At 60.8% G+C, this 21,274-nt stretch carries 11 protein-coding genes and 3 pseudogenes; 12 read left to right on the top strand and 2 right to left on the bottom strand.

Going from position 1 to position 21,274, the window contains the following annotated elements; genetic code table 11:
* Window positions 1-31 precede the first annotated feature (31 nt).
* A complete protein-coding gene (locus tag P6U23_RS26150; protein WP_407175388.1) occupies window positions 32-985 on the top strand; it encodes a sensor histidine kinase in 954 nt (317 codons plus the stop codon).
* A 1,360-nt stretch (window positions 986-2,345) separates the two neighbouring features.
* On the opposite strand, the gene P6U23_RS26145 is transcribed toward P6U23_RS26150, so the two are convergent.
* Together P6U23_RS26145 and P6U23_RS26140 are read right to left on the bottom strand one after the other, a co-directional pair.
* Window positions 2,346-2,774 carry a hypothetical protein gene (locus tag P6U23_RS26145; protein ID WP_407175387.1) on the bottom strand — a complete coding sequence of 143 codons (429 nt, stop codon included), beginning with the start codon at window positions 2,772-2,774 and terminating at the stop codon, window positions 2,346-2,348.
* 60 nt (window positions 2,775-2,834) lie between these two features.
* Window positions 2,835-4,526, bottom strand: coding sequence for an outer membrane beta-barrel protein (locus tag P6U23_RS26140; protein ID WP_407175386.1), 1,692 nt, complete (start codon window positions 4,524-4,526; stop codon window positions 2,835-2,837).
* A gap of 1,154 nt (window positions 4,527-5,680) precedes the next feature.
* Between P6U23_RS26140 and P6U23_RS26135 the strand changes: the two are divergent.
* The 11 genes and pseudogenes from P6U23_RS26135 to P6U23_RS26085 all read left to right on the top strand — a co-directional run.
* Window positions 5,681-6,636 (top strand): annotated as a pseudogene (locus P6U23_RS26135) (ArdC family protein).
* A complete protein-coding gene (locus P6U23_RS26130; RefSeq protein ID WP_407175385.1) occupies window positions 6,633-7,007 on the top strand; it encodes a DUF2958 domain-containing protein in 375 nt (124 codons plus the stop codon). The pseudogene P6U23_RS26135 and the gene P6U23_RS26130 overlap by 4 nt, the downstream one beginning before the upstream one ends.
* A 350-nt stretch (window positions 7,008-7,357) precedes the next feature.
* Window positions 7,358-8,221, top strand: a complete 864-nt coding sequence (locus tag P6U23_RS26125; protein ID WP_407175384.1) for a hypothetical protein — start codon at window positions 7,358-7,360, stop codon at window positions 8,219-8,221.
* On the top strand, window positions 8,221-9,282 hold the full coding sequence (locus P6U23_RS26120; protein ID WP_407175383.1) for a toprim domain-containing protein: 1,062 nt from the start codon (window positions 8,221-8,223) through the stop codon (window positions 9,280-9,282). The genes P6U23_RS26125 and P6U23_RS26120 overlap by 1 nt, the downstream gene beginning before the upstream one ends.
* Window positions 9,283-9,601: 319 nt before the next feature.
* On the top strand, window positions 9,602-10,543 hold the full coding sequence (locus tag P6U23_RS26115) for a DUF2493 domain-containing protein (RefSeq protein ID WP_407175382.1): 942 nt from the start codon (window positions 9,602-9,604) through the stop codon (window positions 10,541-10,543).
* Between the two features lie 227 nt (window positions 10,544-10,770).
* Window positions 10,771-11,820, top strand: a complete 1,050-nt coding sequence (locus P6U23_RS26110) for a Rieske 2Fe-2S domain-containing protein (RefSeq protein WP_407175381.1) — start codon at window positions 10,771-10,773, stop codon at window positions 11,818-11,820.
* 276 nt (window positions 11,821-12,096) lie between these two features.
* On the top strand, window positions 12,097-13,077 hold the full coding sequence (locus P6U23_RS26105) for a PDR/VanB family oxidoreductase (protein ID WP_407175380.1): 981 nt from the start codon (window positions 12,097-12,099) through the stop codon (window positions 13,075-13,077).
* 1,862 nt (window positions 13,078-14,939) lie between these two features.
* Window positions 14,940-19,202 carry a Ulp1 family isopeptidase gene (locus tag P6U23_RS26100; RefSeq protein WP_407175379.1) on the top strand — a complete coding sequence of 1,421 codons (4,263 nt, stop codon included), beginning with the start codon at window positions 14,940-14,942 and terminating at the stop codon, window positions 19,200-19,202.
* Window positions 19,203-19,363: 161 nt separating this feature from the next.
* Window positions 19,364-19,493, top strand: a pseudogene (locus P6U23_RS26095) (IS5/IS1182 family transposase); the annotation flags it as partial.
* A gap of 924 nt (window positions 19,494-20,417) precedes the next feature.
* Window positions 20,418-20,714: a DUF736 domain-containing protein gene (locus tag P6U23_RS26090; protein WP_407175378.1), complete on the top strand. Its 297-nt coding sequence runs from the start codon at window positions 20,418-20,420 to the stop codon at window positions 20,712-20,714.
* A gap of 144 nt (window positions 20,715-20,858) precedes the next feature.
* Window positions 20,859-21,028, top strand: a pseudogene (locus tag P6U23_RS26085) (DUF736 family protein); the annotation flags it as partial.
* Between the last annotated feature and the right edge of the window lie 246 nt (window positions 21,029-21,274).

The raw sequence follows: 21,274 nt of genomic DNA, 5'->3' as shown, positions 1-21,274 counted from the left end.
CGGGGACCAATGCAGGCGGTTGCAATTTATTATGAACAGGCTCTATCCACTGGTGCTGGAACACCGGCTTCCAAGCTGGGTCCGATACTGCATCTCAGCGTGCATCATGCTCGTGTGCGCCGTGCCGCAGATGGCCCTGCAGATGCAGACCGGAGCGCCAGGATACTTCCTGCTGCTGCCAGGAGTCTTTCTGTCGGGCCTGATCTTCGATCGCGGCTCCGGCATTTTTGCTGCCTTGATGGCGGTCTGCGTGGTAGCCTACATCAGCTACGCGGCTGGCTTCGGGCTCAATTATCTTGCCACTAACGTTCTTTTCGCGATCACGGCTGCGGGGACGGCGACCGTCGCCGAATTGCAACGGGCCGAGCTCAGGCGCGTCATGCTGGCGGATAAAACCAAGACTTTGCTGCTGCAGGAGATGGCGCACCGGACGAAGAACAATCTCGCAATCCTCGGCGGGATGATGCGGCTGGAGGCAAGGCACGGCGGGCCGGAGGTCGCGGCGGCGCTGGAGGCAACTGCACGCAGGCTGCAGGTCATGGCGGAGGTTTACGATCATCTCTCGCTCAAGCAGGACTCCCGCTCGGTCAATATGCGCTATTTTTTGGACGACGTCGTGGAGAAGGTCTTCCAGTCCCTGGCTCCATCCGGGCCGGTCGCATTCCAGGTGATGTGCGAGGAGGACATCTACCTTTCGAATAATCACGCGCTCGCGATAGGCATCATAACCAACGAACTCGTCACGAACTCGCTGAAGTATGCATTTCCCGGCGACGCGCCGGGCCACATCGTAGTCGCGTTCTCGAGCGGAGACGGAGTCGAGTTGTCGGTTACTGACAACGGTACGGGGCTTTCGGGCGCAGCCGAGCCCGGCGGATTGGGGTCGCGGATCGTCCAGCTCCTCGCCCAGCAGCTCGAAGGCGAAATCACCTACGAACGGCTCGATCCGGGTCTGCGCGTCCGAGTGCGGGCTAATCCCCGCTAGCGCGATCTGGCCATTTTGCCGAGAGACGACCGGTTCCCCGCTCAGCTTCGTACGCGTTCTTCGGGACTGCTCCGAGGCCGACCCGGACAGCAGGGATGGATTGGCTCCCAGCGGACTCTCGCTGGAGCTCGCCCGCGCGCTAGACGGCCAGGAGCCGGATTCCGTCTCGCGTTCGAGCACGATTTTGGTTCGCCGCCGAAGAGGCAGTCCGGCCCGACGGCACCGGCACGGAGCCGCGCGGGACTCTTTTGAAAACTCGGAGCGTAGAACTTTTTCAGGTTCGTCAGACGCGTTACAGACAGGGACGCTCGTCAGCTTCTCGAAAGCCTGACCAACTAAAGGTGACCTGTTCAGTGTGATCTGCGGACGTGAGGCTTACCGTGGAGCCGCATAATTTCGATCCGTTCGATCCAAGTTGGCAGCAGGCGTATGACGCCGTACTGCAACGGCAGCGCATGGGACAAGTCGGGCAGGGGAGTTCAAGCAGCATTTGGGCGAGGCGTGCTCAGCCGATGCTGTTGTAATCGCAGAAGTCCTGTCAGCTCTGAACGCCGTTATCCTCATCTCTCTGCCAAGGATCGGGAACTGATCGACGCGCCGGCCCGGGCTGATGTTGCTCGCCCTGCAACAGCAAACGTTGTGGATTATGTTAGAGCTTCGAAGATTGGGCAATGATCTCGCGTCTCTGGGCGAAACGATTGATGCGCTCGACCACGAGTCCTTGGTCGCTCACGCTGAAAGGTTTCTTTGCGCATGACCAATGGGGTACGCGTTGAAGGCCTTCGGAAGTACCGCGAGCCGAGTGCTCCAGCCGACAGCGGGCGTCCACGATATGAATCCGCTGTGCAAGACAGGAGCCGGATTGACGGGCTGTCCAGGCAGCTGCTGACGCGCCGGGCATGGAACCGAGCACGACAAATTGTGCTGCGACACTTCGCAGATCGGCGAAATCTCTCGGGCAGGTCAAACTCGACCACAACTCTCGCTCGCTCACGCGAATACGTCGTTTCCCGCTGAGAGGAGGATGGAGGCCGGGCTAACTGCGCTGCAGGAGTATCGCGATTGGCTCATGGCGGGCTCCCGAACCGTAATGCTTCTGTGGAAGACGCGAATCTCATCGATCGAGCGGCGCTGCCCTGAAACTGAAAGTCATCCGAGGCTTTCGCGACTTCCGAACACGGAAATCCAAAGACTGCTGACCTAGATGACGACTACCTGGTCATAGGCGCCTTCCGGAAATCCGCAAGTCATCACTGGGTTGAACATCATCCGAGGACGAGTCTTCACGGGCGGAAAGCGTGGCCGGCCAGTTGGCACTGCTAGCTATGGATCCAGAAGAGATTCGGCGATTGCTGGATGATCAGGTCGCGCCTTCGCTGCGCAATCCGGCCGGCATTTTGCAGGCGCCCGACGAACTGGGCCAGTTGTCCGCCGAGTTTCGGGAGAGAGCGAATTTTTGGGATGCGGCATCCCGTTCCTTTGCCAGCGGGTACTGTTGATCAACCAAACGCGGTGTCAGTCTCGAGGCGTCGCGTTGGCCCGCAATAATAATCGGGGCCGGCAGCAGTTGCGCGAACTTTATGCGGTTTTTTGGTGTGCTGGTCGCGATCGTCTGTACGACCCGCGTGCCTACCGCGACCGCGTGCTGCTGGGTTTGTTCGGCATTACGAGACAAAACTTCAATGAATCCGTATGCGCCTGGATCAGGGGCCGTGGCAGAAAGCGGCACGCGGCGAACTGTGCTTGCCGCTTGCCGCGGTACTCTCTTATGACGAGCGGGCGCCATCATCCTCGATCCCGAGGCAGGCGCCCGTGTATCGTGGTCTTTCGCCTGCCGGAGCGAGCGCCTTCAGTCAAACTTGTAGGAGGCCTGCAGGAACGTGCCCCACCGTTCCATGCTATACTTCGCGTCGATAGGGAAATGAGTGATAGGGCTTCCATCGTTGCGGCTGTCCTCGGTCCCTCTTGGAGCCCACATCGCCCAATAGCGGGCACCGACGCCGACGCTGAAATTCTTGGTGACAAAGTAGGATAGGACGCCTTCTAGCTGCACACCACCGCCACCACTCGCGCGCTGATCATCGAAGGTCGTCTCATCGCGCAAAAGATGGTTGTCGCGCCCCTGGAAATCCGTCCACGGCAGGTAAGCAACATCCGCGCTTAGGCGCCAACGATCGAGCAACATGGTCTCAGCGCTGAGGCCGATGCGCAGCGCATTCCAATCGGTGTCTTGGCTGCCGATTATTCTTTTATCACCCGGTCTCAGGCATGAATAATCGGGGAGGGCCAGCTGAACGCAGCCTATAGAGTCAGATTTCTGACCGTAATAGCTCCAGCCGACAAACGCGCCGACCTTATAGGTGCTGCCGCGCAAAAAATCGTATCCGGCATCGGCCGTGTAGTATGTGAAACGGCCGTTTGCCTGGCCCGATCTCGTCAACTCATAAGAAGCTATCGGAAGGCCCTCCCTGTCCACCAAGCCCCAATCTTCGTCGTGCATGATTCCATTGTTGAAACGTCCAAATCCGATATTTCCTTTCAGGAAACCCCCCCAGGGGCTGTCGATACGTTCAAACAGCTCACCAGAAATCCCATCCAGCTTGTGGTATGTGAGCCTCGATAAAAGGCTGCTAGGATCGGACATGGGATGGTCCCATTGAAATGCTCCTCGACTCAGCCAAACCCTTGTACCGCTTTCCAGCGACCACTCTTGAGCGAGGGGACTCGGCGGCAGCCCAAAGGTAAGCGGCGGCTCGGACCATTCCGGCATCCATTGGCCGGTATCAAAATGGTAGTTCAGGCCAACCTTCCCGATGTGGTAGCTGCTGGACAGGCTAGTGACGTTGGCTGGAATCACCAGTGGCGGCGGGTACTGAATGGTCGGAGGCGTCGCGACACCTGGTCCATCAAACCCCAAATAGTCGTACTCGAATTTGACAGACCAAGCCGGCGTGAGCGCTTGCTCGACACCCACGCCGATTGTGCCACCGAAACGACCATAGTCGAAATGCGTGGCATTCCATGGGAGCGCGCCAGAAAACTCGTTGTTATTGACGACATCTCCGGCATTGTGTTGCCAGGCAACGCCAGCCTTGAGATAGGCGAGCGTGTGGCCGTGCGGGCCAAAGGCATAACCCAGCCGACCGGTCCCGGTCACGAAGACGTCTGGACCGGCTTTGCAGTTTGCGCTCACGACAATGTCGGATGCGGCAAGACAGGTGTTTGTACCCTCGGAGACAGCGCGACTGCCATCCAATTCGACTCCAAAAACCCAGCGCTCCCTCTGCCAATTGTAGCCGATCTGTCCTCCGGCCACAAACAGAGGGGTGTCGACGACGTCACCATAGATTGACGGTCCATAGGGGTCAGTGAACGATGTACGGCCATAGCCCCCGCCGAAGTGCCCCCCGATGTATCCGCCGGTCCAGCTCCATAGTGCCGGCGGAGCTTTTGCTCTCGGTCCGAGATCCGCCGAATGGCCGGCACCGCTTGCAACGAGCCCAGCTGTTGCAGCTACCCAAAAACGAAGTTTAGATCGCATCTCACCTCACGAACACAGAAGGCGGCCGCCATGTTGCACAAAGGCGAATGATCCGACTTTGCCGGCGCCGCTTCATGGGGCTCGTGCTGTGCAGGACTTAGGCCAGTCGCCGCGATCTGAATTTACCGCGGGTTTTCGATCGCAATGTCGTATTCGCAACAAGGCCGGTGGACTTCAAACAAGCTGCGCGTCTGAGCTTAGACAGAGCAGATTGAATTGCTGAGCACTCTTGTGAGTGACTTCTCTTCGCCTCCATCCGACCTAACGGGTGGACAGTGGATCACCGATTTCATCCCTTGAGGAGGTCGGCGTTACTTCTGTATCCTGATGAGCTCTATCAGGTTTTCGATTCCGAAATCGTTGAACGCGGCTCAAGATCGACGGGTCGCGACCATCCACAGGCGGGATCGGAGCTGGCGCGATTTCGCCGACTCGCGCTAAGCAATCCTCCTCCAAGCTAATGCGAGAAGAAGAACATGATTGCTGCTGCCCGGGAACTCCCCACCTCAGGCTACGCACTGGAAGTGGATGGTCGATTCAGGGCCGAGTTCACGACCAGGGATGGCGCAAGAGCAGGGGCCGTAGAGCTGAAGAAGCGTTTCCCCGTGCTCCGGGTCAGAATCTACGACGCGCAGACGGGGGCGCGTGAAGAGGTATAGCTGCGGCTTGGCCGTTAAGGCGCGTGCTGCAGCAGCCGCACCGGGCTCTCGTTGAACCGAGCCGCGCGGCGTCTCGGCCTTCGGCTTCGATCCCTCGCGCGTAGTAAGACGATAATGTGTCCTTCGCCGGAGGCACTCGGTCCCGGGTCCCGGCGCTTTCCGCGCCGGCGCGGTGCTGACCCTCCTGCGAGTACCTTGTTAGCCGGTCTTAAGGACTACAGTCGGTCCCGCGTCCCGCCCAAGAGCGGCGCTATGCTGACGCTCCTGCGGCTGCCCTTTTTCTACGTCTCGCCTTAGGCAAGGAGCTCTGCTTGCGCGCGCATTAATACACTTCTCTCGTTGCTTCACATGCCAGTGATTCAAATGCGCGCACGATCGTGGCTGGCAGCTCGAACCGATCGAAGCTGAGCCAAAGAGTGAGAGGAGTGCGCCGCTTCGCCGTGACGGGTTCGCAGTCGCGAGAGAGGCTCGCGGCGCCCGTCGCGGAGAACCGCGATGTCCAGAGAAAATCTTCGGGCGCGCACCGGCGAGGACCGGGCGAGCCTCTACGACGAAATCACCGATAAGATCATCGCCGAGCTGGAGGCCGGGCGCGTGCCCTGGGTTCAGCCGTGGGGGACCGCGGCGGCTAAGGCGCCGCTGGCGATGCCGAAGAACGCTGCGACTGGCCGCCGCTATTCCGGGATCAATGTGCTGATCCTTTGGGGTGCGGTCATCGAGCACGGCTTCGCAGGCCAAAGCTGGCTCACGTTCCCCAGGCACTGTCGCTTGGCGGCCACGTCCGCAAGGGCGAGCGCGGCATCACCGTGGTCTATGCCGACCGCTTTGTGCCGGTCGAGGAAAAGCGCCGCGCGAGCGAGACCGGTGATGAAGCGCAGGCGATCCCATTTCTGAAGCGTTTTACGGTCTTCAACACCGGTCAGTGCGATGATTTGCCTGCGGAGATCGCGACCGCAGCACCGCCTCCGCCGCCAGCCATGATCGAGCCGAGAGTTGAAGCATTGATCAAGGCGACCGGCATCGACTTCCGCATTGGCGGCAACCGCGCCTTTTATGTGCCATCAGAAGACTACGTGCAGGTGCCGCCGCCCGGTGCTTATTTTGAGCCCATCAATTGGCACCGCACCGCGCTTCATGAGCTCGGTCACGCCACGGGCCACTCCTCGCGGCTCGATCGTGACCTCAGCGGTTCATACGGCTCCAACAACTACGCTTTCGAGGAGCTGATCGCCGAACTGTGCGCTGCGTTTTCATGTGCCTCGCTCGGCATCGTGCCAACCGTGCGCCATGCCGACTACATCGGCTCATGGCTCGAGGTCCTGCGCGAGGACAACAGGGCCATCCTGCGCGCCGCGAGCCAGGCCAGCAAAGCCGCGGACTACATCCTCGGCTTCCTGCCAGACACCCGGCCGTCCGAGGACGAACAATCAGACGAGCGGAGGTTGGCATGATCCTGCTCACGCAAGATTTGCGCGAGCGTCTGCTCGCGAACGGTCGCCGTCGCGGCCTCGACCACGTGCCGGTGGTGAAGTTCTTCAATCCAGTCGGTGTCGGCGCCTGGCTCGCGACCGAGCTCGACGAGGACAGCGATACACTTTTTGGTCTCGCCGATCTCGGCGAACCCGACCTCGGTTCGTTCAGTCTCGGCGAAATTGAGGCTGTTGAGCTTTCATTTGGCTTGAGGATCGAGCGCGATCTCCTGTTCGAGGGCAAGTTCCCGCTGTCGGTGTATGCGTGGGCGGCCCGCAAGGCCCGTCGGATCGTAGTTGATGAACGCTCTCTGCGCATTGCGCTCGCCGCTTTGCGGCGGGAGCGAGGGTGAGTGGCGTCGCTCCCGTGAAGATCGTTTGAAGCTGCGCCGTGCAAATGCGCGGCGCAGCTTTTGGAAGCATAGCCCCTGCGAACCTCTCGTGGGCGATCGGCGCAGCCATCGCGCCTTGCTGGACCGGAGCTGTAAGCCGGCGGCCTCTACTGCGTCCCAGCCTTGAGAGCCGTGCCTATGGCCTGATCGATTCGGCGCAATCGCGACATCGAGTGCCGGCGCTCGGTCGGCCCATTTTGCGGGAGGGGAGCAAAAGAGCGAAAGGCGGGCCGGGAGGGTTTTGGAGCCGTGGCGGAGGAAAGAGAGCGCCGCGCGGCTCGAATCTTCCCGCTCTCCCGAAAGAAATCTGTATGATGGATGTTTTTCCCGGCGCAAACACGTCCGGCTCATGCCGCCTGGCCGCGTATCTTGCCTCTGCCGTGCTCGGCGCGGCCAATCGCCTACTGCTCGCTCTTGAACGCGGTCAGCGTGTCGACAGGGCGTTCCTGTGCACCGAAATGGAAGATGCGTTCGGCGCGGGGGACGAAAGCAGTGCCTGGACCTGGAAGTTGGCCTATGAGGCCTACGAAGCAGCAACCGTCCTGTTCCTGGGTAAGTACGCCGGCGCGGTGAACGTCAAGGCGGCGCTACCCGCCAGCATGCTTGCGGCGCTTACATCAATTGCGACCCTCTTTCCAACCCAGACGCGCCGTTCCCAAGAGAGTGACGCGTTTCAGCAGTTCTCGACGCCAGTCCCGCTGGCGTCCGTGGCTAGCACGGCGGCCGCTCTCGAGCCCTCGGCCGGCGCCAGTCTTCTCGCCAAGGCGCTGATCGTTGTGAACGAATTGACCGCGAGCCGCGCTCATTTCCTCGCTCATGTGCTCCCTGAGCGCATCATCGGCCGCTGGGTCTCGGCGGCATGGTCGGCGAGCGCGCTCGCAACCGATGCGTCGTCTCCGAGTGCAGAGGCCCCCTTTGGCGCACTCGCGGAGGGACGAACCGTCGTCGCCGAAGGCCCCCAGTTTCGGCGGGGCCGCGTCATGCGCGCCAAGCGCATCGAGCTGTCCAGGCTCGATGACATCATGGGGGACCATCTCAACGGGTGCGGCCTCTTCCACGAGATCATCTCCTGGAAGCTGCGCCGGCTGCCGATAGACCCGGGCGGCGCTGGAGCCGCCGCCAAGGTGCTGAACCATTACCCGATTGAGCGCGTCTGTGATCGGGAGGCCGTGTGATGCCGTCCGATGCTTCCGAGCTCGCCCAGCGTCTCGCGCGTGATGCCGAGGCGGTTTGCCGCCACTATCTCTCAAATGGCCGTCGACAGGGCCGTTATTGGTTGATTGGGGACGTCCGAAATACGCCCGGACGCTCGATGTTTGTCCGATTGAACAGATCGAACAAAGGCGCTGCTGGTAAATGGACCGATGCGGCGACGGGCGAGCATGGCGATTTGCTCGACATCATCAGGGAGAGTTGCGGGCTGGTCGACTTCCACGATGTCGCGGAAGAGGCGCGGCGCTTTCTGATGTTGCCTCGCTCGGAGCTTCGGCAGTCGCGAGGGGCTGCGCGACGTTTGGTGCAGGGCGGCTCGCAGGAGGCGGCGATACGACTGTTTGCGATGTCTCGGCCTATTGCCGGGACTCTCGCAGAGACGTACTTGCGCAAGCGCGGCATCAGCGCCGTACATCACGGTGGTGCGTTACGCTTTCATCCACGTTGCTACTACCGGCCCAATGACGAAGCGGCGCTTGAGACCTGGCCGGCATTGATTGCCCGTGTATCCGATCTGAGCGGCCGCACGACGGGCGTCCATCGGACCTGGCTCGACCCCGACGTCTTTGACTGCGCCAACCTCGGCAAGGCGCCTATTGACACGCCGCGGCGGGCCATGGGGCACCTTCTCGGCAACGCGGTTCGGTTCGGCGGGGTTGACGACGTGCTCGTGGCGGGTGAGGGCATCGAGACCATCCTTTCACTCCGCTGTGTGCTGCCGACCCTGCCGATGGCAGCAGCGCTCTCCGCCAACCATCTCGCTGCACTTCTGCTCCCGCCTTCGCTTCGCCGGCTCTATATAGCCCGGGACGACGACCCGGCCGGCGAGTTGGCGCTAGCAACCTTGACCGAACGATCCCTCGCGGCCGGTGTCGAGGCGGTTGCGTTATCGCCGCGCCTTGGGGATTTCAACGAGGATCTCAGGAGCTTGGGCGTCAATGAGCTTAGGGGGGCGTTATGGAGGCAACTCGCTCCGCAGGACGTCGCACGCTTCTTATCCTTGGCGGCCATCGAGAGGGGCTAAGGGCCACCGTCGTTCGGGCAGACCAACAATCGATCGTCAAGAGTTGAGGTCCCTTGCCGAATAGAGTCGCACCCGCGCCTTCTAGGGGCGATCGGACGGCAGGCGGCTCGGCCCTGCAACGGCTGCGATTCGGCTATTTTCCGCCGGCGCGCATACCGCGCCTTTGCATCTCGAAACAAAATAGCCGGCCCTTCGCCATCCTCCGCTCTCGCTCTGGCCCTCCGCGTTGCTTCGGGTGCTGGGCCGACCCGCCCGCCGTCGGAGTGATCGCCACGAAGGCCGCGACGGGCGCGGCCGATCCGGCAGAGGACCTCACCCTATGACGACCGACCACCAGGATGCCGCCGACTTCGAACCGCCGCACGCCTCATCTCCGACTGATCACGTCATCCAGGAGCTCCAGCTGTACGGCTATCGTCACTGCGAGGGCGGACCCGATCCAAGGCCGGCCCCCGAAAGTGCCGCCGTCCGAGGCGCGGTCGCCGACATCTTTGATGCCCTAGTCTCGGCGCTATCCGATACCTATCTCGAACCCGACCTCGAAGATCTGCTCTGGTCCGCGGTCAGCCTGTTTCATCGAGCAGTCGCCCGCATCGAACGCAAGCTCGATGGCAATGAACAGGCGCAGCAGAAGAGCCAGCGCGAGCAGAACGGCTCGGAGGTTCGATCAGTCGAGCTGGAACGCCTTACAGCCGAAGGCATCACGCTGATCGAGCGCCGCAACGCTATGGAGCTCTTTCGGGATCAGGCTGCGGAGCGCTTCGAACTTCAGACCGGTTCCCCATGGCGACCCCGTGTCGGATCGATGGTCAATCATCGCACGCTTACAGCCGCGATGATCGACTCGCGAGACTTCTTTGCCGCAAGACGTCGAGCCGAGACCGAAGTGATGCTTCCCCCTGGACCGAAGATTGCGCTCACCGGAGGACTCGATTTCAATGACGTCGCTCTCATCTGGAACCGGCTCGATCAGGTCCATGCCAAGCATCCGGATATGGTGCTCCTGCACGGTGGCTCGCCAAAGGGCGCTGAACTGATCGCGTCAAGATGGGCGAGCAGCCGGAAAGTCCCGCAGATTGCGTTCAAGCCCGACTGGACTAATCATGCGAAGGCCGCACCGTTCAAGCGCAACGACGCCATGCTCGCCACCATCCCGATCGGGGTCATGCACTTCCCGGGCACCGGCATCCAGGACAACCTCGCCGACAAGGCGAGGAAACTCGGAATCCCGGTCTGGAAACTTGACGACGACAGTGCGTGAGCGCCGTCGTCGATACAGTACCACTGGATCAATGGCGACGCGCCATCGACCGTCTGGCCAACCGCTTCACCCTTCGGAGCTCGGGTGAAGCATCAGTCGGAAACCGATCTTCTCGATTAATTTATGTTCGGCGCTGCATCCAAACTATGGATACGTCTTGCCTTTGGAAATCCATCATCTCGTGTGTTTGTACACACATCGTATTGTAAACGACACAAGAGAGACCAGTGGCAAAACCATTCCCAATGAATGCCTGGTACGCTGTCGCCTGGGATGCCGAGATCAAAGGCGCGCTATTGGCACGGACGATCTGCGGCAAGCACGTGGTGATGTACCGCAAGGCCGATGGCGAGGTGGCAGCACTGGAAGACGCCTGCTGGCACCGTCTGGTGCCGCTGTCCAAAGGACGGCTCGAGGGCGACACCGTCGTCTGCGGCTACCATGGCCTGAAATTCAACGCGCAGGGTCGCTGCACATTCATGCCATCGCAGGAGACGATCAATCCTTCGGCTTGCGTACGCGCTTACCCCGCCATCGAGCGCCACCGCTTCGTTTGGCTCTGGATGGGCGATCCGGCGCTCGCCGACCCGGCGCTCGTGCCCGACATGCACTGGAATCATGACCCGTCTTGGGTCGGTGACGGCAGAACTATCCATCTGAACTGCGACTACCGCCTGGTCATCGACAATCTCATGGATCTCACCCACGAAACTTTCGTGCACGGCTCGTCGATTGGTAATGGCGCGATCGCGGAAGCGCCTTTCGACGTCACACATGGCGAGAAAACTGTCACCGTGACCCGCTGGATGCGCGGCATCGAGCCACCGCCATTCTGGGCCAAGCAGTTGGGCAAACCTGGCCTGGTCGACCGTTGGCAGATCATCCGGTTCGAGAGACCGTGCACAATAGCCATCGATGTCGGCGTGGCGCCTACCGGCTCCGGTGCGCCGGAAGGCGACCGGTCGCAAGGCGTCAATGGTTTCGTGCTCAATACCATCACGCCAGAAACTGAGACAACGTGCCACTATTTTTGGGCTTTCGTGCGCAACTATCGTCTGACTGAGCAGCGCATCACTACCGAGATCCGGGAAGGTATCTCCGCAATTTTTCAGGAGGACGAGCTCATTCTCGAAGCCCAGCAGCGCGCCATCGCCAACAACCCGGAGCGCGTGTTCTACAACCTCAACATTGATGCCGGTGCAATGTGGGCGCGGCGCCTGATCGACCGCATGGTGGCGAAGGAAACTCCAGCGCCAGTGCGCGAGGCCGCGGAATAGAGCTTGGCCGAGCGGGACATCGACTGCGCAGATGTCGGATCGCCCAGTCGGGCAGGCCGTGGCGCGCAGCTCACTGTGGCGCGGCACGGCCAGCCTGCGGCGCCGCGAACGCACCTGCGAACTGCAGCCCATCCCTCGGGAGCGAGGCCGCCGCCGAAGCTATCATTCGTGCGCAATATTCGTCTTTCAAAATCCGCGGTTCGCAAACCGGCCCCATCTCAATCTGTGACCGGCCATGGCGCCGATCAATGCGACCCAACAAAACAAGGAAATGTCATGCGATTCATCAAAACGTGGACCGCGGCCACGCTGCTCGCGACACGCGATCTAACTCCAACTATTCGTGAATTCCTGATCAGGCCCGACGAATTTGAGGCACCCGAGTATCCGGTCGGCAGCCATATCGATGTCGCCGTGACGATCGACGGTCATCCAGAGACGCGCTCGTATTCACTGGTGGGCGAGACCGATCCTCGTGGTCTTAGGATCGCTGTGCGCCGTTCTGAAGAATCGCGTGGCGGGTCGCGCTACATGTGGTCGCTCCAGCCTGGCGCGCGGCTCGATGTGACGCAGCCCGCCTCACTCGTCTCAATCGACTGGAACCGGAAACATTATTGCCTGATCGCGGGAGGCATAGGCATCACGCCGATCGTCGGTACGGCCCAGGCGCTGACCCAACGAGGCGCCAATCTTACCCTACACTATGCCATTCGCTCAGTGGGAGATGCCGCATATCTCGAAGACCTCGCTGAACTGCTCGGCGAGCGTCTTGTCGTGTATGCGGGCCAGGACGGCCAGCGGCTCAACCTCTACAACCTGTTCGAATCGTTGCCGCAGGGAACGCTGACGCTCTTCTGCGGGCCGATGCGGATGCTGGCTGAGGCGCGCCATGCCTGGATCGCCGCAGGCCATCCGTTGCCCGACCTCCGCTACGAGACCTTTGGATCCAGCGGCTCGTTGCCGGCAGAATCTTTTCGGGTGCGGTTGAAGAATTCCGACGTAGAACTGGAAGTTCCGCGTGAGCGTACGCTATTGGACGTGCTCAACGACGCCGGCCATGAGGTGATTTACGACTGCAACCGCGGAGAATGCGGATTGTGCGCTATTGACGTCGTTGAACTCGATGGCGAGATCGACCATCGCGATGTCTTCTTCAGTGACGAACAAAAGGAGCGCAATCAAAAGATCTGCGCCTGTGTATCTCGCGGTCGCGGAACCATCACTGTGGATACGCTACACCGGGCCGATGTCGTCTGAATAGGGTTGGTGCCATTTCCCTGAAGATCATAAGCGATCTCGTTGTACAGTCTTCTCGCCCGAGGTTCCGAACCTCGTGAACGGCGGCGCGGTTGCTAGAGCGTGATGTTTTTACACGGAAACGTGGCCTGAGTTTTTTGAGACAGTTGGCGCACTCCTGGTTTGAGAAGAGATCGAGGAGTTCACCGAGCTTTCGCGAGGTTGCGTCGACATCGCGAGGCTGTTGGCTTCGAAGCCGCGCTGCTGCATTTCCTTAATGTCGGCTCCAGCAGAAAAGAAGGTGTGGGTGCCGCAAAGCAGAATGGAGGGGACCCTCATCGGACGCGGCATGGCGGCAGGCGGAGGCAAGCGCTGCGATAAGCTCATCGTTGAGGGCGCATCGCTTCGACGGCCTATTCATGCCCAAGAGGCGGACGTCCGGGAGCGGAGAGGTCGACAGTACAAGTTCGGAATTTGGAAGCACGCACACGTTTCACTTGCGATGCAGCTCTACGAAATCGCCAGCGAGAGCATTTATGGCGTGAGAACCAACTGGATACGACAGGCCATGCCCGCCAGGACTGCTGCTGGTTCGGGAGCCGTCCTGATGCTATTTCGGGACAATCCGCTTGGTTTGCTATGCCAGGCGCTGACATAAGCACCCGTCCAGAACTCGCCACCCGCGAAACAAGGCTCTTGGAGCTAGCCGAAAGCCTTTCTGCTTCGTGCCTCCTGGATACTTCCTCGGACAAGCCGAAGAACGACAGAACCTCATGGGTGGCGGCGCGAATGGACGACGACGGGTGGGGGTGTGTTTGAGCGCTTGCGGCCGTGGTTCTTTTTTGCTCACCTGCGAATTAATTCCGGAGGCGATCGGCCGCCCGCAGGCAAATAATAAGAAGTGCATTATGTGGCAGGTGGAGGTGCCCGGACGGAGACCGGTTCCAGTCGCCGGGCTCCCCGTCCGGCTCTGCCGAACCTCTCCGGGTGTTCGGATCGCCGTTTGAAGGGCGCTCGCCGCGTTCCGCCACTTCGTCATCGAACACTGGAGGCGGATGCTTCGGCGCCGTAGCCAGATCGATCATACGACTTGGCAGACGATCAGGCGGCTCGCCGACGACTGGCTCCCGAGGCCACGCATCGTTCACCCATGGCCATAATGATGTTTGTCGTCACTCACACAAGGTGGGAGCCGTATGCGGGAAGTCCAACGGCCACTCTCCGGATTTGCCAATGTGGATAGGCATGGCCTACTTGCCGAGCCGGATGCTTCCGGGCGGCTCTACGCAATGTGGCGGTAGGTTCTCCGTTTGGTCATTGGGCGCAGCCGCATGAACCATTGCTGGCCTCACGTTGGGATCGGGACTGCGTTCTGCCCGTCAGGTTCTCGACAGCTATCCCTCCTAGACGAGTCTAGGTGTCCAGACGGCGGAAGTGGATCGAAATGGGGAACATCGGAGCGCCGCATTCTCGGGGGCGCTTGGTGCGGCAGGTTGGGACCATAACCCGGGTTTATAGCTGGGTCGGACCTCAGGAACGCACTCTCAGCCGAACCCTCAAAGCGGGCGATGTGTCAGCTCACGTCCAGGCGCATACGATCAGCGCTCCTGGCCGTCCATTTTCGAAAGTGAGTACAGATGAACTTCGTCTCAATGAATCGGGCGCGTCAACAAACGGATAGCGTGGACGCGCAAGATGCCTCTCGGGCCGACTCGTCGGCAGAGACGCCGGCCTTTCAGCGGCAGCTGAGCGAGGCCGCTGTCCCGTCCGCTCCCGTGCTCATGCAGGTCCAACCGGATGCATCGCGATCTGAGGCGCGGCCCATCATGCGGTCGAGCGGGCACCCATATACGCCGGCTCCGCATGGTGAAGGCGGTGGCCCGATGCTGAATGCTGCGCCGCTCATGGAGCCGAGCCGTATCGTGGATGGCGCTGCACAGCACAGCGCTTCGCATGGAGCTGTCGGCTGGCCAGAGGTTCTCGCGGCGGATGGTCACGATCAGGATCAGCTTTGGGGGATGATGGACGAACCCAGCCCTTCGTCATCTGAGGAGCCAATCGCGCGCCGCCAGGCAACTGATGCACAAGCGAGCTTTCATCACGTGAACTGCCAACACGACCACCACGGGGCTGCGGACCGGCTAATGGGTGCGTCAGGCAGAAACAACTTCCTGTCAGACGAGGAGATCCTCAACGATGAGCACGACGCAGCCAATTCGAGACCGACGCGAGGCGATGCCATTGAGCGACATCCGAATGAAGTCGCCAATTCGCGGAGTCACGTGCGAATGCAGTCCTGGGCCAATGAGGTTAGTGCATCATCATTGGACCCACAAGCCATGATGCTGGCCAGCGGGCACGAAAAAATCCTAGCGCGGCATGCCGAAGAGGATGAGGCGCTGCTGGGCGCCTCAGCGCTGCAGACCGCTCAGTCAAATGGGGTGTTGGTAGGTCGCAGCAAGGAGCCGCTTTATGCTAAAGACGCGCTCCTTATTTCCGGGCTTAAGGAGGCGCTCCTCAAGGGCGGGGCTGCCGAGAGCACCGCCACGAGCAACGTCGGTTATCTGCTGAGCTTGGGCCGCTGGCTCTTTGCAAACGATAAGCCGGGGATTGCTGATCGGCTTCATGACGAGTCGATGGACACGGATGTCGAGGAGTTCATAGCAAAACGTGGAACGGTGAACGTCCGTTGGGCACTAGCTCATCTGCGGACCTCTCAGTCGACGGGAGGAGTCGCACCGATCGCGGCCCGCCCTGACCTGACTCCTTATCCCGACGACAGGACTCTTATCAAAGAGTACAAAAAACAAGCAGTGACGGCGGGAACTTCACGTACCGCCAACACCTATGCAACTCTTCTCACGGATTTCAGCCACCACCTGCGTGCAAACAACCTGCCGGGCATTGCTGCTCGGCTTCACGGCGAGACATGGAATGAAGACGAATCACTAAATGAAGAGATCAAGCGCTACAAGGACGCCGGCGGTCACAGAAGTATCGGTGCGGCACTTGATCATCTCCGTGAGGGAGCGAGAAAACCCAACGTTGCTCCTCTTTATTCCGAAGACGCGCCGTTGATTTCCGGCCTTCAAGACGCACTCGTTGAGGCGGGGTACAAGGAGATCACCGCTACGGCGAACTATGTTCGTCCTCTTCGCAGGTTCGGCCGGTGGCTCTTTGCAAACAAGAAGCCGGGAATCGCTGCTCGGCTTAACGATGAGTCGCTGGACCGCGACGCTGAGATATTCGATACGAGTCGGAGGTGCCTCGTTCTTACCGCACTAGATCGTCTCCGGGCCTCCCAGTCGGCGGGCGGGGTCGCCTCAATCACTGACCGGGCAGGGGGCATTCAGGCCGCGACTAAGCAGGGCGGGTCGCAGCCAGCCTTCAGTTGGCCAGCGGCACTGTCTGAGGTGGACGATCAGGATTTATTTTTTGGGACGGTCGATCAAGCCGGTGCATCGTCGTGTCTTCAGCCGCCGCGACATGGCCTGGCATTGGATCCTGCAGAATCCCTTCTTCCCTCGAACGGGCGTAACCATGACCACGAGCCCACGGATGAACGTCACACGAGCACCCTCGTGCCCGGCGAGCAGGTTCTCATCAGCAATGAGCCTGATGTCGGGGATTTGAGATCAGCGAAGAGAAAGAAGACGCTAAGCGATCCGCAGGGCGCCGCTATTGAGCGGCAGGTGATGCGGCCTCCATCCCATCAACTGGAGGCGTCACCATCGCAGAGGCAGGCTCCGATGCCATCGCGCGCGCACGAATACGCCTCAGCGGCACATCCAGTAGCGAGGCATGTCGGAGATACCGCTAGGCAGCACAACCCATTGCGTGACGCCGTCAGTTGGCCATTGGTCCTCCCGAAGGGGCACGCTCAGAATCAGCTTCCACCGATGGCGGAAGGCAGCCCATCATGGCCCGCCTTGGTCCCGCCTGAGCAGCTCCAGGGGGCAGAACGAGCCGGACCGCAGGAACCCGCCCGGTCCACCTCAACCTGGTCACCGCCGCTGCCGCTCGACTTTGATTGGAGCATGTGGCCGAGCTCGGAAAATGCGCCATCCTTGCCCGTCCCAGCTCAGCTTCCGTCCAGATCGTACGAATCGCGTGATGATGTAATGTTTCCGAGCACGCTGAACAAGGTTGCGCCCGGAAGCCTGCCGTGCCCGGCCGAAGACGCGGAGCTCTTGGCGAAGTTTCGTGTAGACGCCGAGCGGCGCAAGCTCACCCCAGGGGCGATCAATAACAGTGTTTCCGGGCTTGGGGTATTTGTTCGGTGGCTCCACGCAAATAACAAGGGACCCTTAGCTGCTCGTTTGCGAGACTGTTCATCACTGGATGAGGAAATTTCGGCCTACAAGAGCCTGGGGCGAGACCCTCAGAACCGCATTAAATCGGCTCTGGATGTTCTCCGGCGACTCTTGCGTGATGGTGAAGAAGCCGAAGCCCCTGAACCCCGTGTCCTTGGTCGGCCCCGTCAACTGGTTCCTCATCCTGAAGACGGCCCGCTCATCGAGGCCGCGCTCCGCCAAAGCTTGAACGATCTTAGAACCCCGACTGCGAAGCTGAGGCAGGCTGCGCAGCAACGGGCTAGACGTCTTCGTGCGCTGAGTGCGTGGCTTAAAAAAAATGGCAGGGGAACCATAACTGGGCGACTTAACGGCTCTAGTGAGGAGCAGTCAAAGCTGGACCACGATGTGCTAGCGTTCCAACGGACTGGAGCCAGAATACACGGTCCCGACTTGTCGCATCTTCGTAGCTACTTAAAACTCATCGAGGCGAACCGAGCGCTGGGGCTGCAAGTCCGCGAGCAGCCGAGCTCGCAGGCCGCGCGGGGCGCTCGGCAGTCCGGCTCGGCGCAGGAGCTTCCTCCAACGCCAGCCACCCCGAGCGCGGGAGCTTGGGCTTGGTTGGGGGAGCAGATGCAAGAACCTGCATCACCATCAACGGCCAGTGCCCCGTCACGGACCTACGGCGGCCTTGAGCCATTTGTTGATCTGAATTCGCCGACGCCGTCCGAACTGCGCGACGATGCTGATTTTGCGCCAGCGCCCTCTGCCAAGGCTCGCTCAGACACCTACGGCGGTCTTGAGTCATTTGTTGATCTGAATGCACCGACGCCGTCCGAGTTGCGCGATGATGCTCACTTTGCGCCGGCGCCCTCTGCCAGGGCTCGCTCAGACACTTACGGCGGTCTTGAGTCATTTGTTGATCTTAATGCACCGACGCCGTCCGAGTTGCGCGATGATGCTGATTTTGCGCCAGCGCATCCTGCCAGGGCCCGCTCAGACACCTACGGCGGTCTTGAGTCATTTGTTGATCTGAATGCGCCGACGCCGTCCGAATTGCGCGACGATGCTCAGTTTGCGCCAGCGCATCCTGCCAGGGCTCGTTCAGACACCTACGGTGGTCTTGAGCCAATTGTTGATCTGAATGCGCCGATGCCGTCCGAATGGGACGACGAGGTTGATTCTGCGCGGGCATTTCCGGCCCCCGTCTCCGATGCTCAGATCGGAGGTTTGGACCCGACAGTGCCGTCCGGAGGCCCCGGGCTGGTGCTCCAGGACACGCAATGGCTCGGGGACGAGCACATCCAGAGGGATTACGAGCTGCTCGAGCGGTGGCTGCACGACAATCATCCCGATCTCGCCGCCCGGATGCAGCTCGTGGACCCTCTTGTAGCCCATTATCATCTGCGCCTGGCGGCCGGCGATAGCGACGCGCGACGCAGATTCCAAGGCCTCATCGATCGGAATGGCAACGATACAGCCGACTTCCTGTTTCTGCCGATGAACGACGCCGATCGTCCTAATCAACGCGGCACCCATTGGTCGCTGCTGTTCGTTGATCGCAGCAACCGGCAACGGCCGGTCGCCTATCACTACGACTCCATCCTGGGATACAACGAAGACCGTGCAGCAAAGCTCGCAAAACGGCTCGGCGTCAGCCTGAGTCCAGCTGACATGGCCGAGCAGGAGAACAGCTATGATTGCGGCGTCTTTGTCGTGGAGGGCACGCGAGCGCTGGTTCGACGATTGGCCCAAGGAGAGCGGCCAGAGCACGAGCCGCTGCACCTCGACAACCTCGTCGCCAATCGGCAGTGCCTCCAGGACCGACTTCGGGCTCATCCCGGCTTGGGCTGATGGAGCTGGCTGGAGCGGCTCTCCCGGACACTAGGCCGTGGGCTCGCCTGGGCGAGCGGATCAGGACAACACCTCGCTGCGCTTTTGGATCAGGCTGGTCCGGCGGTCCAGATGTGCGCTCTTCAGATCGTTGGCAAGCTGGCCAGAAACAAGTCGATTGGCGCGCCTACAAAGGCCGAAATGTCATCGAGCGCAGCTTCTGCAGGCTCAAAGGACTTCCGACGCATTGCCAGCGGATACCATAAGCTCGTTCGGAATTTCCTGGCCGCTGTTCATCTCGCCGCTCTCCTAACCTCACCTGAGCTAATACATTTCTTCAGGACAGAACAGGCCGACAGGCTCGTCAATGTAACACCTCGACCACATCTTCGATAAACCGGGCGGGTCTTTGCAAAAGAGGGACGGCGTGCCGAGCAGCCCTTCCGGGCCTAACCTACAAGTCGGTCTAAGATCTCTTGTTCCTCGGATAAGTGCGTCCTGGCCTGCCAGGCCAGGCCGGATAGCGACATCTCGAAGCTCTTGGTCTCATCCCTGAAATCGGCGCGTTCAATGCTTGGCTCGTCGCGCCGCATACCGCTGACGATCGCGAGCTGATCCCAAAGCTTCAGCCGGTCTTCCGCGAAGATTGCATACTGCTTACTGAGCGTCTTGAAGCCGAGTGTAGTGGACCTGGATTAGCCTCGGCACAATCTCCGATCGCCTCGCTTGGAGGACGCATTTCTATCTTCGGGGTGAGAGACGTCGGGCAGCCTTCCGTCACGACGAAATAGATCGGATCCGTGGCGGCGGCATCACTAGGCCATTCGTATGTGCAATGAGCCTTCTTCTTCGGATCGGGTTCGGTGGATCCAGCCGCGCTACCTCCATTGCTCTGCTGCTGCTCTGCGGTGTCGCGGTCGCGGCGGTGGTTGGTGCCTTTGAGCCGTTGCCCTCCTGTCAGGCTGCTTGCACGCGTCCATAGCGGGCCCTTGCTGGCGGATCACGCGCCACAATACGCTCGCTGCGCTCGCCGACCTTCACCCGCAATGGCTCGTTCGCGATCTTCTTCCCCTGCCGCCCTGCGGCGGCATTCCTCGCGAGGCAACAAGATCGCTCAGCCCGCCGTCCTGCGCTGCCGCTGCGGGCCAAAGGCTGCGGGTCGGTCGCTGCGGCGCTCAGAGATCGCCATCAAGGCCGCGATGGTCGCGGGCTTGAAAACAGCAACAGGAGATCACGATGGCTCAGATTGGTACCTTCACCCGTGCCGAAGATGGCTCGTACACCGGCATCATCAAGACGCTCTCACTCAACATCAAGGCGCGCTTTCTTCCCGCCGAACGCTCCGACAACGAGAAGGCTCCGAGCCTGCGTGTGATGGCCCGAGACGTTGAGATAGGTGCCGCCTGGCAGCGATCCTCGAAGGACAACACTGTCTATCACTCGGTCAAGCTCGACGACCCATCCTTCCCGGCGCCGATCTACGCCAACCTCGTCGCGGTCGATGACGGCTACGCGCTCGTCTGGTCGCGCTGACCTTGGCTTGCGGCGCCTCACCTCGCGCGGGGCGCCGCGGCTTCTCTCCGCGAGATTTTGCGGTGTTCCGCCGCCGGCCATGAGCCGAAAAAACCTGCGTTTACAGCGCGGCACTCCGCACAACGCTCTAGCGATGCACCACATAAGGCCGAGATCGGTGCGGGCTGGTCCCAAGCGCTTCGAGGAGGGCCGCAGGTAACTTTCGCTTAAGCTCGATAACCCCTCAAATCGACGCGCCGATCTACGCCAACTTGTTCGAGGACGAATGCGAAGGATACGCTCTCCTCAGGTCGCGGTCCCGCAAAAACCGCGAGTGGGCCGCGCCGGGCAGGCCCCGGCGGTCAAATCGGCCGGGGCTTGGAGCGGCTGTGGCTTCTAGTCGGTGCTCTCAATCTCATCAAGGTGCCTGAAGCGGCGTGCCCTCCTACGCCGTCATCAGCAAGACCTGTTACAAGAAGGAGTCACTTCTTCTTTTTGGCCTTTTTCGCGGTCGTTTTTTTTGCTTTTTTCGCTTTTTTAGCCATATGCCCTCCAATTCTACTCGATTAGTCGATGGGCAC

Origin of the sequence: Bradyrhizobium sp. STM 3562, assembly GCF_045571435.1 — a bacterium.
GTDB lineage: Bacteria > Pseudomonadota > Alphaproteobacteria > Rhizobiales > Xanthobacteraceae > Bradyrhizobium.
The sequence above is the reverse complement of the archived record's forward strand: the minus strand, read 5'-3'. Positions and strand labels throughout refer to the sequence as shown.

What these genes read in the sequence shown, in the direction of transcription:
- P6U23_RS26150 (WP_407175388.1), top strand. Translation starts at nt 32, where the DNA reads ATGAACAGGCTCTATCCACTGGTGCTGGAACACCGGCTTCCAAGCTGG.
- P6U23_RS26145 (WP_407175387.1), bottom strand. Translation starts at nt 2,774, where the DNA reads ATGATGGCGCCCGCTCGTCATAAGAGAGTACCGCGGCAAGCGGCAAGC.
- P6U23_RS26140 (WP_407175386.1), bottom strand. Translation starts at nt 4,526, where the DNA reads ATGCGATCTAAACTTCGTTTTTGGGTAGCTGCAACAGCTGGGCTCGTT.
- P6U23_RS26130 (WP_407175385.1), top strand. Translation starts at nt 6,633, where the DNA reads ATGATCCTGCTCACGCAAGATTTGCGCGAGCGTCTGCTCGCGAACGGT.
- P6U23_RS26125 (WP_407175384.1), top strand. Translation starts at nt 7,358, where the DNA reads ATGATGGATGTTTTTCCCGGCGCAAACACGTCCGGCTCATGCCGCCTG.
- P6U23_RS26120 (WP_407175383.1), top strand. Translation starts at nt 8,221, where the DNA reads ATGCCGTCCGATGCTTCCGAGCTCGCCCAGCGTCTCGCGCGTGATGCC.
- P6U23_RS26115 (WP_407175382.1), top strand. Translation starts at nt 9,602, where the DNA reads ATGACGACCGACCACCAGGATGCCGCCGACTTCGAACCGCCGCACGCC.
- P6U23_RS26105 (WP_407175380.1), top strand. Translation starts at nt 12,097, where the DNA reads ATGCGATTCATCAAAACGTGGACCGCGGCCACGCTGCTCGCGACACGC.
- P6U23_RS26100 (WP_407175379.1), top strand. Translation starts at nt 14,940, where the DNA reads ATGCTGAATGCTGCGCCGCTCATGGAGCCGAGCCGTATCGTGGATGGC.
- P6U23_RS26090 (WP_407175378.1), top strand. Translation starts at nt 20,418, where the DNA reads ATGGCTCAGATTGGTACCTTCACCCGTGCCGAAGATGGCTCGTACACC.